General features: G+C 61.5%; 14 protein-coding genes. 7 read left to right on the top strand and 7 right to left on the bottom strand.

The genetic code is table 11. From position 1 onward, the window contains the following. Nucleotides 1–9: 9 nt before the first annotated feature. Together PSH59_RS10770 and PSH59_RS10765 are read right to left on the bottom strand one after the other, a co-directional pair. Nucleotides 10–783: an L-iditol 2-dehydrogenase gene (locus PSH59_RS10770; RefSeq protein WP_248083599.1), complete on the bottom strand. Its 774-nt coding sequence runs from the start codon at nucleotides 781–783 to the stop codon at nucleotides 10–12. A 20-nt stretch (nucleotides 784–803) separates the two neighbouring features. Further along, complete coding sequence (locus PSH59_RS10765; RefSeq protein WP_370694418.1) at nucleotides 804–2,063, bottom strand: sugar ABC transporter substrate-binding protein; 1,260 nt, start codon at nucleotides 2,061–2,063, stop codon at nucleotides 804–806. A gap of 260 nt (nucleotides 2,064–2,323) precedes the next feature. On the opposite strand from PSH59_RS10765, the gene PSH59_RS10760 reads away from it, so the two are divergent. From PSH59_RS10760 to PSH59_RS10740, 5 genes are all read left to right on the top strand, one after another. Continuing rightward, nucleotides 2,324–3,262 (top strand): AraC family transcriptional regulator, encoded by a 939-nt coding sequence (locus tag PSH59_RS10760; RefSeq protein WP_305395007.1) that lies wholly within the window; start codon nucleotides 2,324–2,326, stop codon nucleotides 3,260–3,262. Nucleotides 3,263–3,417: 155 nt separating this feature from the next. Beyond that, nucleotides 3,418–4,365 (top strand): nucleoside-specific channel-forming protein Tsx, encoded by a 948-nt coding sequence (locus PSH59_RS10755; protein ID WP_248083596.1) that lies wholly within the window; start codon nucleotides 3,418–3,420, stop codon nucleotides 4,363–4,365. 14 nt (nucleotides 4,366–4,379) lie between these two features. After that, complete coding sequence (locus PSH59_RS10750; RefSeq protein WP_248083595.1) at nucleotides 4,380–5,408, top strand: purine nucleoside permease; 1,029 nt, start codon at nucleotides 4,380–4,382, stop codon at nucleotides 5,406–5,408. Between the two features lie 213 nt (nucleotides 5,409–5,621). Beyond that, complete coding sequence (locus PSH59_RS10745; protein WP_305395291.1) at nucleotides 5,622–5,864, top strand: DUF6555 family protein; 243 nt, start codon at nucleotides 5,622–5,624, stop codon at nucleotides 5,862–5,864. Between the two features lie 20 nt (nucleotides 5,865–5,884). Beyond that, nucleotides 5,885–6,157 (top strand): hypothetical protein, encoded by a 273-nt coding sequence (locus tag PSH59_RS10740; RefSeq protein ID WP_248083594.1) that lies wholly within the window; start codon nucleotides 5,885–5,887, stop codon nucleotides 6,155–6,157. Between the two features lie 42 nt (nucleotides 6,158–6,199). Here PSH59_RS10740 and PSH59_RS10735 read toward each other — a convergent pair whose 3' ends face one another. The 3 genes from PSH59_RS10735 to PSH59_RS10725 form a co-directional block, all read right to left on the bottom strand. Further along, nucleotides 6,200–6,370 carry a metallothionein gene (locus tag PSH59_RS10735; RefSeq protein ID WP_248083593.1) on the bottom strand — a complete coding sequence of 57 codons (171 nt, stop codon included), beginning with the start codon at nucleotides 6,368–6,370 and terminating at the stop codon, nucleotides 6,200–6,202. A gap of 89 nt (nucleotides 6,371–6,459) precedes the next feature. Then, nucleotides 6,460–6,912: a DMT family transporter gene (locus tag PSH59_RS10730; RefSeq protein ID WP_305395006.1), complete on the bottom strand. Its 453-nt coding sequence runs from the start codon at nucleotides 6,910–6,912 to the stop codon at nucleotides 6,460–6,462. Between the two features lie 4 nt (nucleotides 6,913–6,916). Further along, nucleotides 6,917–7,405, bottom strand: a complete 489-nt coding sequence (locus tag PSH59_RS10725; protein WP_248083591.1) for a DMT family transporter — start codon at nucleotides 7,403–7,405, stop codon at nucleotides 6,917–6,919. A 117-nt stretch (nucleotides 7,406–7,522) separates the two neighbouring features. Here PSH59_RS10725 and PSH59_RS10720 point away from each other — a divergent pair, with 117 nt between their 5' ends. Continuing rightward, on the top strand, nucleotides 7,523–8,455 hold the full coding sequence (locus tag PSH59_RS10720) for a LysR family transcriptional regulator (RefSeq protein ID WP_305395005.1): 933 nt from the start codon (nucleotides 7,523–7,525) through the stop codon (nucleotides 8,453–8,455). A gap of 54 nt (nucleotides 8,456–8,509) precedes the next feature. Here PSH59_RS10720 and PSH59_RS10715 read toward each other — a convergent pair whose 3' ends face one another. Together PSH59_RS10715 and PSH59_RS10710 are read right to left on the bottom strand one after the other, a co-directional pair. Beyond that, entirely contained in the window at nucleotides 8,510–9,829 is a 1,320-nt protein-coding gene (locus tag PSH59_RS10715; RefSeq protein ID WP_305395004.1) for an Nramp family divalent metal transporter, read from the bottom strand. 41 nt (nucleotides 9,830–9,870) lie between these two features. Continuing rightward, nucleotides 9,871–11,424, bottom strand: coding sequence for a DUF726 domain-containing protein (locus tag PSH59_RS10710; RefSeq protein ID WP_305395003.1), 1,554 nt, complete (start codon nucleotides 11,422–11,424; stop codon nucleotides 9,871–9,873). A 166-nt stretch (nucleotides 11,425–11,590) separates the two neighbouring features. Between PSH59_RS10710 and PSH59_RS10705 the strand changes: the two genes are divergently transcribed. Then, the gene (locus PSH59_RS10705; RefSeq protein WP_248083587.1) at nucleotides 11,591–13,399 is read left to right on the top strand and encodes a monovalent cation:proton antiporter-2 (CPA2) family protein; all 1,809 of its coding nucleotides are present in this window, start codon (nucleotides 11,591–11,593) and stop codon (nucleotides 13,397–13,399) included. The last annotated feature ends 44 nt before the right edge of the window (nucleotides 13,400–13,443 follow it).

Raw genomic sequence — 13,443 nt, 5'->3', positions numbered from 1 at the left:
TGTGTGACGCTAGCTCATCCAATTGCCGCCATCGACGTTGTAGGTCTGGGCCACCACATAGTCAGCCTCTTTCGAAGCGAGAAAGATCGCCATTCCGGTGAGGTCTTCAGCCGTACCCATCCGCCCAAACGGCACCTCGGCCCCTACCCGCTTCTTCTTCTCACCGGGCGCCAAGCCTTCATGCCGGGCAAACAATGCATCCACGCCGTCCCAATGCTCACCATCCACCACACCGGGGGCGATGGCGTTGACGTTGATGCCCTGCTTGATCAGGTTGAGCCCCGCCGATTGGGTGAGGCTGATCACCGCCGCCTTGGTCGCACAATACACCGCCACCAACGCCTCGCCGCGCCGCCCTGCCTGGCTTGCCATGTTGATGATCTTGCCGCCGCGGCCCTGGAGGACCATCTGCCGGGCCGCAGCCTGCAGCGTGAACAACGTGCCGGCGACGTTGATCGAGAACAGCCGGTCATAGCTGTCGCGGGTGATGTCGACGATGGGTGCCAGGTCGAACAGCGCCGCGTTGTTGATCAGGATATCCAGCTTGCCCGCGTGGGCCACCACGGCGGCAATCGCCGCGTCAATGGAAGCCTGGTCGCTGACGTCCATCGCCACCGCATAGGCCTGGGGCCCCAGTTCGGTGGCCGTCGCCTGGGCGCGTTGCAGGTCGATGTCGGCGATGGCAACGGTCGCGCCTTCCTGGATATACGCCTGGGCAAACGCGCGGCCGATCCCGCGCGCCGATCCAGTGATCAGCGCGCTTTTACCTTCGAGTCGTTTCATGGTGTGGGGGTCCGTCAAGGTTACTTGGGATAGCCGGCGCGTTTCATCTCGCGCTCGGTGGTGGACTGCGCCTGTTCCAGGGCCTGATCAACCGTCATGCCACCGGTGAGCGCCGCCGAAAACAGCTTGCCGACCGAGGTGCCGATGGCCTGGAACTCGGGAATCGTCACGTACTGGATGCCCATGTACGGCACCGGCTTGACCGAAGGGTTTGCCGGGTCGGCGTGTTTCATCATCTCCAGGGTGACCTGAGCAAACGGTGCCGCCTTGAGGTAGGCGTCGTTGTAGGTGGACTGGCGTGTGCCCGGAGGTACGTTGGTGATGCCTTCTTTATCGGCGACCAGTTGGATGTAGTCCTTGGACGTGGCCCAGATAATGAAGGCCTTGGCGGCGTCCTTATGTTTAGAGGTGGCCGGGATAGCCAGGGACCAGGCATAGAGCCAGGAAGAGCCTTTGTCCGTCACCTCGGTGGGCGCCGCGGCAAAACCGACGCTGTCGGCGACCTTGCTCTGGCGGGTGTCGGTGGTGAAGGAGCCAGCGACACTGGCGTCGACCCAGATCGCGCACTTGCCGCTGTTGAACAGGGCCAGGGTTTCGTTGAAGCCGTTACTGGAGACGCCCGGCGGGCCGTACTGCTGGAGGGTGTTGACGTAGAAGTTGGCGGCGGCCTTCCACTCGGGGCTCGTCAGTTGGGCTTTCCAGTGTTCATCGAACCAACGCGCGCCAAACGCATTGGCCATGGTGCTCAGCAATGCAATGTTTTCGCCCCAGCCGGCCTTGCCGCGCAAGCACATGCCGTATTGGCCTTTGTCCTTGGCCGTGAGCCTGGCGGCGAACTCACCGAGCTGGGTCCAGGTAGGATGCGCGGGCATGCTCAGGCCAGCTTGTTTGAACAGGTCGGTGCGGTAGTAAGTGACGGTGCTTTCGCCGTAGAACGGCAAGGCATACAGGGTGCCATTGACCGACAGGCCCTGACGCACCGAAGGGAAGATATCCTCGGCGTCATAATCGGCCGGCAGTTGGTTCAGCGGTTCCAGCCACTGTTTGGCGCCCCACAGCGGCGTTTCGTAGGTGCCGATGGTCAGCACATCGAACTGCCCGCCCTGGGTGGCGATATCGGTGGTGAGGCGTTGGCGCAGCACGTTTTCTTCGAGCACCACCCAATTGAGTTTGATGTCCGGGTGCTGCTGCTCGAACACCTTGGACAGGCGCTGCATGCGGATCATGTCACTGTTGTTGACCGTGGCAATGGTCACCGTATCAGCCGCATGACTGGGCATGGCCAGAGCCAGACCGGACAGCAGGAACAGTGCTTTGGGGAACGTTGACATGGCGGTTTCCACCTGTTGTTTTTGTTGTTGAGCGCCGATTACAGCAGCTTGGACAGGCCCTCACAAACGAATGGCGGATGCCCGAGTGATACTTTTTTAACCCTGCTGCCAGGATCAAAAAAGTACCAGCATCGGACAAAATCCGGGGTAGCGCCTGAAGGGCCGGGGCGCGTATTTTTAAGGCAATCCAATAAAAAACAGGCCGCACCATGCCCGTGAGCCGCGCCCAGCTGTTTGAACACCGCCCTGCCGAACGCGAAGTGATCCTGCCCGAGCCGGACCACTGCTTCCGCTGGTTCGAACATGACTACCCCTACGACCTGGCGCGCTGGAACCACCACCCCGAATTCGAAATCCACCTGATCCGCCAAGGCAGCGGCAAGTTGGTCGCGGGCGACTATATCGGTGCGTTCGGTGCCGGCCATGTCGCGCTGATAGGCCCGGACCTGCCCCACGACTGGATCGGCGAACTGGCCCCCGGTGAACACCTGAGCGGACGCGATGTGGTGCTGCAATTCGACGGCGCGGCCCTCCTCGCCCTGCGCGAGACGCTGCCCGAGTTGGGTGATGTGCAACCATTGTTCGAACAGGCCCGGCGCGGCCTGGAGTTTACCGGCGACACCGCGATACGGGCGGCCCAACACATGGAGGCCATCGGCCGTGCCCACGGCCTGCAGCGGCTGATCCTGTTCCTGCAGTTGCTGGACACCCTGAAAAACGCCCCGCCGCCCCAGGTAAAAACCCTGGCCAGCGCCTGTTATGCGCCAACCCTGGACGCGCGCAGCGCCGAGCGCATCAACAAAGCCTTCGACTACTTGATGCGCGAACTCACCGGTGACGTACGCCTGTCGGTGATCGCCCAACAGTTGGAGATGAGCGAACCGGGCTTCTCGCGGTTCTTCAAGCGCAACACCGGCCACGGCTTTATCGACCTGATGCGCAAGTTCCGCGTGCAGCGCGCCTGCCGGCTGTTGCTGCAAAGTGACCGGTCGGTGGCGGACATTTGCTTTGAGGTGGGTTACGCCAATCTGTCCAACTTCAACCGGCACTTTCGCATCGAGATGAACCAGACCCCGAGTGACTACCGCCGCGAAAGCGCGATGCATCTGTACAACCGCATCGAAAAAATGCCACCCAGTCATTTTTGACCAAAAGGTCGACTAATTCGGCTTTTTCCCAGGCCATTCAAGCCATTGAGAGAAGTTGGTACAGCCTGTGCAAACGTTTGCGGTACGAACTTGAGCATCAAGTTCACCACGGCCCGCAGCAGCGGGTTCAAACCGCGTACGAATAGGGACTTTCCATGCACCCCACCTCAAGGCCTCGTCCTCTCTTTGCTGTTTGCGTGCTACTGGCCGCCGTTACGGGAGTACTCAGCGCACCCATTTTGGCGCAGGATCTGCCCGTCAATGACTCAGCTCAGGGCGAAACCCTCAGCGCTGAAACACAAAGCCCGAACAAAGGTGCCTACCTCTCCGAATGGTTCAACCAGGACCTGACCCTGATCGGCAGCAAGGACATCAGCTTCGGCCCCAAACCATCCGACGACATCTACCTGGAATACGAGTACTTCGGCCGCAAGGGGCCTTTCGAGTTGTACGGCTATATTGATGTGCCAAAGGTCCTCGGCATCGGCAACAGCAATGACAAAGGCGTATGGGACCATGGCTCGCCGGTGTTCATGGAGCATGAGCCGCGTATTTCGATCGACTACCTCGCCGGACGCAGCCTGGCCATCGGGCCGTTCAAGGAGTGGTACGTGGCGTTCGACTGGATCTACGACCACGGCAGCAACAAGGAAAACCGCGCCAACACCCTCTACAGCGGCCTGGGCACGGACATCGACACCCACTCGCGGGTTAACCTTTCAGCCAATTTCTACGGGCGTTACCAGTGGGAAAACTACGGCGCCAGCAATGAATACTCCTGGGACGGCTACCGCGCGCAGATGAAGTACATCGTGCCCATCGGCACCTTCGACAACGGCGCCTCGCTGACCTACATCGGCTTCACCAACCACGATTTCGGATCGAACCTGCACCATGACAACCCGGCACGCACCGCCAATTCCACGGTGGCCACCAACGTGCTGCTGTATGCCTTCACCCACCTGCGCTTTACCCTGGTCGGCCGTTACTTCCATAACGGCGGCAACTGGGAGGATGGCAGCGAGTTGAACTTCGGCGAAGGCAATTTCCGCGCACGCTCCGACGGCTGGGGTTACTACGCCGGCGTGGGCTACCAATTCTGATCAAGGAGCATGAGATGAACACCTTTACCCGTCTGTCGATGGCCGCTGGCCTGAGTTTGCTGCCGCACCTGGTGCTGGCTGACGCCCCGGCACCGATCAAACCCAAGGTGATGCTGATCACCATGTTCGCCCCCGAGGCGCAAACCTGGATCGAGCGCCTGCAACTCACGCAGGAAGTTCGCGTGCCGGGCCTGTCCGCCGAATACCCGGTGATCCGCTGCAATACTCAGGACGTGTGCCTGCTGGTCACCGGCATGGGCCAGACCAACGCCGCAGCATCCACTCTGGCCCTGGCCTTGTCGCCCAGGTTCGACTTGCGCCACAGCTACTTCCTGATTGCCGGGATCGCCGGCATCAACCCCAAGCACGGCACGATCGGCACCGCTGCCTGGGCCCATTACCTGGTGGAATTCGGCACTCAGTGGGAGCTGGATTCACGGGATGCGCCCAAAGACTGGCCGACCGGCTATATCGGCATCAACACCAAGGGTCCCAACGAAAAACCACCGCTGGACTACAAGACCGAAGTGTTCGAGCTGAACCCCAAGCTGCAAGCCAAGGCGTTTGCCCTGTCGCACAAGGTCGAACTGACGGAAAGCAAGGAGTCCAGCGCCTGGCGCAAGCACTACCCCGCCGCGCCGGCCAACCAGCCGCCGCAGGTCACGCGCTGCGACACGCTGGCGGGCAATACCTGGTTCTCCGGCACGCGCCTGAGTGAACGCGCCGAAGTCTGGACCAAGTTGCTGACCGACAATAAAGGCGAGTACTGCACCACCCAACAGGAAGACAACTCCACCTATGAGGCTCTGCTGCGCGCCAGCCGTGAAGGGTTGGTGGATATCCAGCGCCTGGCCGTGGTGCGTGCCGGTTCCGATTTCGACCGGCCTTACCCCGGCTACAGCGAGGTGGACAACCTGCTCAAATACGCGGATCAGGGCGGCTTCGTACCGGCCCTGGAAAACCTGTACCGCACGGGCAATCCGTTGGTACAGGCAATCCTCAACAACTGGTCGGCCTGGGAAAAGGGCGTTCCCGAGGTATAACCGCGCAATCAAGGCAGCCGGATGATTGTGTCCGCGCTGCCTCGATTCACGTCCCTGGCAGCCCCAACGGCCAGCGGGGGGGACGCCCAGGCCCGTGGCGTGCGCATCGATCAAGGGAAAGGCGGTCGTGAAAATGATGACCGCTCGACCATCCGAGTGAATTTTTACCCGCACCGGGGATCACTTGCTTACATCACCAAGGTTAACGGGCCAATGAATAACGCAAAATTGTTTGTCATCGACTACACCCTGCATGGCGATGCCAAGTCATTCATTATCCGCCTGGATAAGCTTGATGCAGCAGAGGCCTGGCATTGGGCAAGTTGTGACGCCGGCGTGGGACGTATCGGACGTTTCTCCCGCGAGCAAGTGAAAAAGACCAGCCAGGCTCAAGCCGAGAAGTTCGGCATCCATAACGTGCAATGGCGCCGCTCGGACGCGCGCGCCCAGGCTTGATCAAGCAAGGAGTATGAATCATGACGTTACCCGAACAGATCCATGGCAAAGCGCGGATCGATTACACCCAGGACACGCTGCTTGGCCCCTTGTCCAAGCATGCGGAGTGTCAGGTAAGCCTGCAAAAAACACCTGGATGGCTGGTGGTGAAGGTGTTCCAGCCGTTGCCGGAAGACCTGCAGGATGCCCAGACGGTAGTGTTCGCGCTGCAGGGGCGGCGTACCAGTGGTGTGGTCAAAGACCGCCAGCGTCTGGCCGACCACAGCTTGCAGCTGGAGCTGGAAACCCAATGAATCGCGCCAGGGGCCGGCGCTACCGGCCGCCTGGCAACAGCGTCAGCCGTGAGCCGATTTAGCGCACTCACAGCCTGTCGGCGCGGCACAAGGCTCACCGTGGGCATGATGTTCCGCACACCCCTGGCAGCAATAGCCCTTCCCATCTTTCATGATCGCGTCGACGCCCAGTACGCATTTGCAGTGGGGGCAAGCACACGTTTGATCCGGCATGTTCAGACTCCTTCTTCATGGTCGTCCCGGTGCGGCGAACGCCGGCACCTTAAGCAATGACTGCACGCCCGCGCCGTTCGTTCAAACCATCAGTCGGTTCGCGTGTTGCTGCGATACATGAACACCAGGGCCAGGGCCAGACACACCATCGCCACGATCCGACTGCCTGACAGCTCAATCGCCGGGTTGCCCAGCCAGCCGAAGTTGTCGATCAACATCCCCATGGCCAACTGCCCCGTGATCACCGCAACGGTCGCCACTGCCGCGCCAACCACCGGTACCGCACCGACCATCACCATCATGTACACCACACCGAACAGCGCACCGGTCAGTTGCCATTTGGGCACTTCCAGCAAGCTCACGGCCTGGGCGGGCTCGAAGAAAAAAATCAGCAGGGCCGTCACAAGGGCGCCGACCCCAAAGGTCACCAGACTGCTGCGCAGCACGCCCACCGTCTGGCCCAGACGCCCGTTGATGGCCGCCTGCACGCTCAACACCGCGCCCGCTGCCACCACCACGACCAATAACAGAATCAGATTCATCGCCTTATCCTCGTGCAATCAAAACAAGTGCCGCCACAATCAACGCCAGGGCAATCCAGCGCTCGCCATTGACGCGCTTGCGCGCGGTGCCGAACCAGCCGAAATGGTCGATCAATACGCTCTTGCCCACCTGTCCCGAGAGGATCGCGATCATGGTCATGGCGATACCGATATGGGGGGTGGCCAGGGTCAGCACCACCACGTAGATCGGCCCCAGGAAACCACCGATCAACTGCCAGCGCGGCAGCTCGGTGAGTGCCGGGCCCTTTTGCGGGCCGCTGAACAGCAGCAGCAACCCCAGAATTGCCGAGCCCACGCCAAAAATGCTCAGGGTCGCCCATAAATGCCCCACCTGCTCGCCCAGCGGCCCGAGCAAACCGGCTTCCACCGACAAGCCCATGCCGGCCAGGATCACCAGCGGCAAGAGCAGCAGCCGCAACAGGTTAATTTTCGGCTTGGCCGGTGCCACACCTTCGATAGATCTGGATTGCATACATCACCTGCGTTGAACGCTGTTTTGAATGGCGCGCATTATCCGATGGCTGTGCTGTGCGATAAATGGGAGCATACGGATAACACCTTTGCGTAAAACGCACAGCACGGAGCCCCGATGCACGGTTTGAATGAATTGAGTTTCAAGGCCCTGCGCCTGTTCGTCGCAGTGCTCGACCACGGCAGTTTTTCTGAAGTGGCGCGGCGCGAAGGCCTGGCGCCCTCCTCCATCTCGCGCCAGATCCAACTGATGGAACAGGCCCTCGGCCAGCAGTTGCTCTATCGCCACACGCGCGCGGTGAGCCCCACCGAAGCCGGTCGCCTGCTGGGCGGGCATGCCCGCTTGATGCTCGAACAGTTGGAAGCCGCCAGCCAGGCCTTGCAGGAACAGGACAGCGAACCCAGCGGCGTGGTGCGCATCAATGCACCGATGGTGTTCGGCCAGCGGCATCTCTCGCCTTGGCTGGGCGAGCTATGCCGGCGTTACCCGAAGCTGCAACTGGATATCCAGCAAACCGACACCTACGTCGACCCGCTACAGGACGGCACCGATTTGCTGTTTCGCATCGGCGTGCTCAACGACTCCAGCATGCAGGCCCGCATCTTCGCCCCGCAGCGCTTTCGTATCGCCGCCAGCCCGGCGTACCTGGCAGAGCACGGCACGCCCACGCACCCCGACGAACTCAAACATCATCAATGCCTGGCCTACAAAGGTGTCACCGGCCAGCAACGCTGGTTCTTTCGCCGCGATCAGGGCGACTGGACGTCCTACAGCGTCAAAGGCCCGGTCACCGGCAACCATGCCGACACCCTCACCCACGCCGCCGAACAGGGCCTGGGGCTGGTGGTGTTTCCGTCCTGGCTGATCGGTGAAAGCCTGCGCGCCGGCACCTTGCAGGCAGTGCTGACGGAATACGACGTGGCGACCACCCTGGAACCTCAACAGATTGCGGCACTGTGGCCGGGCAGCCGGCGCCTGTCGCTGAAGGTCAGGACGGTGATCGATTACTTTGTAGAGTGTTTTGGAGCGGTGCCGTATTGGGACCGGTAAGGAATGTACAGAAGGGTTGAGAGAGGCCCGTGCTGATTTCCGGGCCCCTGCACCTCAAAACAGCCACTGAGCGATCAACCACGCGTTCGCGCCACTGATCACGGCGAACAGAAACCACGCCAGCACCCGCGTCGGCAGCCGGTTGACGAACGGCCCCATCAGTTGCTTGTCGCCGGTCATGCGGATCAGCGGGTACAGCGCGAAAGGCAGCTGCAGGCTCAGCACCACCTGGCTCAGAATCAGCAACTTGCCGATCGCATCGTCGCCCATCACCCACACACCGACAAATGCCGGGATCAGCGCCAGCCCACGGGTGATCAAACGGCGTTGCCAGCAGGGAATGCGCAGGTTCAAGTAACCTTCCATGATCACCTGCCCGGCGATGGTGCCGGTAAACGTCGAGCTTTGCCCGGACGCCAGCAAGGCAATACCAAACAGGATGCTGGCGAACGCACCGCCGACCAACGGGTCGAGCAGGTGGTAGGCGTCCTGGATTTCCACCACGTCGGTATGCCCGGTCTTATGGAAGGCAGCGGCGGCGAGTACCAGGATGGCACCATTGACCAACAACGCCAGGGCCAGGGAGCCGATGGTGTCGATACGCGCCAGCTTGACCGCGTCCTGCTTGCTGGCCAGGTCCTTGCCGATCAGGCGGGTCTGCACGATTGAGCTATGCAGGTAGAGATTATGGGGCATCACCGTCGCCCCCAGGATGCCGATGGCCAGGTACAGCGGTGCGGCATCGCTGATGGCCGACAGGGACGGCGCAAAGCCGCTGAACACGTCCGGCCAATAAGGCTTGATCAGCGCCAGCTCGATAAAGAAACACACACCGATGGTCGCCACCAACGCCAGCATGATCGCTTCCAGGCGACGAAACCCACGGTTTTGCAGGGCCAACACCAACAACGTATCGAACGCGGTAATCACAATGCCGGTGGTCAGCGAGACGCCCAGCAGCAAGTGAAACGCCAGGGCGCAGCCGAGCACTTCGGCAAGGTCGGTGGCGATGATCGAGATCTCCGCCAACACCCACTGGGTGCGTGAGGAGCGTTTGCTGTAGCGCTCGCGGCACAGTTGCGCCAGGTCCTTGCCGGTGGCGATGCCCAGTCGCGAGCACAGACACTGCAGCGCCATGCCCGCCAGGCTGGCGAGTAACACCACAAACAATAAGCTGTAGCCATAACGCGAACCCGCCTCGATGGCGGTGGCCCAATTGCCGGGGTCCATGTAACCGATAGAGACCAGCAAGCCAGGGCCGGCAAACATCAGGACGCGCTTGAAGAACGACGCCTTGGGATCAACGGCGACGGAACCGGCCACTTCCGGCGGGCAGAACGGGGCGGTAGCGATTTTTGGCAGGCTGAATTTCACGCGGTATCCCAGGCAAACACACTAGACAGGCGCGCAGCTTATCAGTCGGATGCAACCGTGCGCATCACCGTATCCCGCGGCAGGTCGAACGCTTCCACCACCTGCACCACCAGGTCCATCTCCTGGTTCAGCGCCTCACGCTCCATGCGCTGGCGAATCACACCGATCACCAGCACGGCGAGGGTGGTGATCGAATAGGCCGGCCCCGAAAATGCCCGCACCCCGCTCACCAGCAGCATCGCCGCCGCCAACGCCTGCCCCACCACCGGAATTGCAGTGGCCGCCCCCCGACGCAGGATAAACCCGGTCAGCCCCGCCAATGCCGTACCGCTCAAGGCAGTGGTGGCCGAACGGCCAAGGTCGATGCGATTGAACAAGCCCTGCTCTTTTTGCGCGGCGGCCTTGAGTTCGGCATCGAATACTTGCCGGTCAGCGTTGCTGAGTTTGTCCTTGTACTGCTCGATCAGTTTTTCTGCGACCTGGGCTTCAATGTCCGCCAGCACCACGCTCTCAAGCGGGTCGTCAAACTTGATCCCCAGGCGCTGCGCCACGTCCTCGGCGATCTGGCGGTAACTCACACCATGACCACGGGCCAGGTTCATAAAGGTATCGCCACCCATGCGCTGCAACTCGATGGCCAGCTTGAGCGGCTCACGCACCGTGGTGTCAATCGATGCACTGCGCTTTTGCGCCATCAACTCGGCGAGGAATTTCAACTCCTCAGGCCGCGCCTGCACCAAGGCCGGGAACAACTCGGTGTCTTCTTCGGCAAAGCGCACCTCGGCACTGCGCTGGTCGGAGCGAATCATGCCGCGTCGTTCGTGCAGCAGGTCGGTGTACTGCACCACTGTTTGTAACTGCGGCCAGTAGGCGGCGTGGTCGAAGGTGGCCAAATGCACATTGGTCACCTTCGCCTTCAGCGCCGGCGTCACGGGGATCGCATAACGCCCGATGCAACGCTCGGTGTCCGGCTTCAGGGCCAAGGCCCAATCCTTGCTGGAGTGGCAGTTGATCAGCCGTCCCTTGAGTGGCGCAGACACCTCATCCCAGGGGCTCGATGTGCAGATCGCGCCGCCCATCAGCAGCAAGTTGTCCAAAGGCAGCTCACGCGCGGTTTCAGGACTGGCCAGCAGGCTCTTGACCAGAATCCGCGCGCCCAGGGAATGCCCGATCAAATTGATACGCCGCACTGGCAGCGCCTGGCCTTGCAGGTAGCCGGCCAGTTCCGGCAGCAGGCTCTTGGCCACCTCATCCACTCGCGCCTCGACGCTTTTATAGTGGTCCAGGAAATACGCAATCGCCTTGCCCACGCCCACGGTGGCAGCCCCCACACTGCCGCCGCCGAGCATCGCGCCAATCACTTCCTTGAAAGGTGCAAACAGGTTCTCCAGAAAGTGCCCCGCCGGCCAGAACAGCATCAGATTGGTCGAGCCCTCAATGCGCGCCAACTGCTGCTGGAAATTGCCCAGTTGTTGCCGGTTAAAGAACGCTGAATAACCGTGAACATAGAGATTGAGCACATCCCCCTGGGGCTCGCCACACAGTACGAACGTGGGCTTGCGGGTGCGGTGCATTTCATCCCACTGGTGTTGCATGGGGCAGTGACTCCTGGTGACGAGGGGGAGCGATAGTAACAAAGGCTGAGCGACAACGCCCATCACGCGATATCTCACGACCACGCAGCAAAAACACAATTTTCAACCGGCAAAAAGCGCTCTAATACGCGCCTGTTGATTGGTTTTAAAGATTCTGGAGTTCGCAATGCCCCATGAAGGCAACCTGTTACAAGCAGCCGTAGTGTTCCTGCTCGCCGCTGTGCTGACCGTGCCACTGGCCAAGCGCCTGCAACTCGGCGCGGTGTTGGGCTATCTGTTTGCCGGTGTGATCATCGGCCCGTCGGTGCTGGGCCTGATCGGCAACCCGCAAAGCGTGGCGCAGTTCTCCGAGCTGGGCGTGGTGTTGCTGCTGTTCATCATTGGCCTGGAACTGTCACCCAAGCGTTTATGGGTGATGCGCAAGGCGGTCTTCGGGGTCGGCCTGGCCCAGGTGCTGTTGACCGGGTTGGTGATGGGCGCCGTGGCGCTCTGGGTGTTTGGGCAGGCCTGGAACAGCGCCATCGTGCTGGGTCTGGGCCTGGCGCTGTCGTCCACCGCATTCGGTCTGCAAAGCCTGGCCGAACGCAAAGAGCTGAACCAGCCCCACGGTCGGCTGGCGTTTGCCATCCTGCTGTTCCAGGACATCGCCGCGATCCCGTTGATCGCCATGGTGCCGCTGCTGGCCGGCAGTGATCACCCGACCACCGAAGCCCAAGGCGTGCAACACGTGCTGCAGATCCTCGGCAGCATTGCGGTGGTGATCATCGGCGGGCGTTACCTGCTGCGACCGGTGTTTCGCATCGTCGCCAAGACCGGCCTGCGCGAAGTGTCCACAGCCACCGCTTTGCTGGTGGTGATCGGCACGGCCTGGCTGATGGAACTGGTAGGCGTGTCCATGGCGCTGGGCGCGTTCCTCGCCGGCCTGCTGCTGGCGGATTCCGAATACCGCCACGAACTGGAATCCCAGATCGAACCGTTCAAGGGCCTGTTGCTCGGGTTGTTTTTTATCAGCGTGGGCATGGGCGCCAACCTCAGCCTGCTGCTCAGTTCACCGCTGGTGGTGATTGGCCTGACGCTGCTGTTGATCGGCCTCAAGTTGCCGCTGCTCTATGCCGTGGGCCGGCTGGTGGGCGACCTCAACCGCGAAAGTGCCTTGCGCCTGGGTGTGGTGCTGGCGGCGGGCGGTGAGTTCGCCTTCGTGGTGTTCAAGATCGGCCGCGACCAGGGCCTGTTCGAACCGCACCTGTACGACATCCTGGTGCTGACCATCACCCTGTCCATGGCCGTCACGCCGCTACTGCTGTTGGTGTGCCCAAAGCTGTTCAAGCCCAAGGTCAAACCAGTGCATGTGCCGGAGGAATTCCGCGCCATCGAGAGCGATGCGCCGCGGGTGGTGATCGCCGGCATGGGACGGATGGGACAGATCGTGGCGCGGATCCTGCGCGCCCAGAACATCTCGTTCATCGCCCTCGACACCTCGGTGGAAACCATCGAGCTGACCCGCAGCTTCGGCGGCATGCCGGTGTTCTACGGCGACCCGCAACGCCCCGAGATCCTGCACGCGGCCAAGGTCGACCAGGCGGAGTTCTTCGTGATCGCCATGGACGACCCGGAGATCAACATCAAGACCGCCGAGTTGGTGCGCAACCTCTATCCGCACATGAAGATCATCGCCCGTGCCCGTAACCGCCAGCACGTGCATCGTCTGGTGGACCTGGATGCGTCGCCGGTGCGCGAGACCTTCTATTCCAGCCTGGAAATGAGCCGCCGCACCCTGGTCGGCCTGGGCCTGACCCAAGCCCAGGCCGATGCGCGCATCAACCGCTTCAAGAACCACGACCTGCAAGTGCTGGCCGCCCAACACGCGGTCTACGACGATGCCGCCAAGGTGATGCAAACCGCCCAGGAAGCCCGCACGGAACTGGCGCGACTGTTTGAGATGGACCGCCTTGAGGAGGAGTCCGACAAGGGGTGAGCCTGCGGGTGAACGAAATTGCGAAATTTCTGACAGAATGTTCC

It is taken from the genome of Pseudomonas sp. FP2309 (assembly GCF_030687575.1).
In the GTDB taxonomy this organism is placed as follows: domain Bacteria; phylum Pseudomonadota; class Gammaproteobacteria; order Pseudomonadales; family Pseudomonadaceae; genus Aquipseudomonas.
This window is presented reverse-complemented; position numbering and strand designations above follow the sequence as displayed.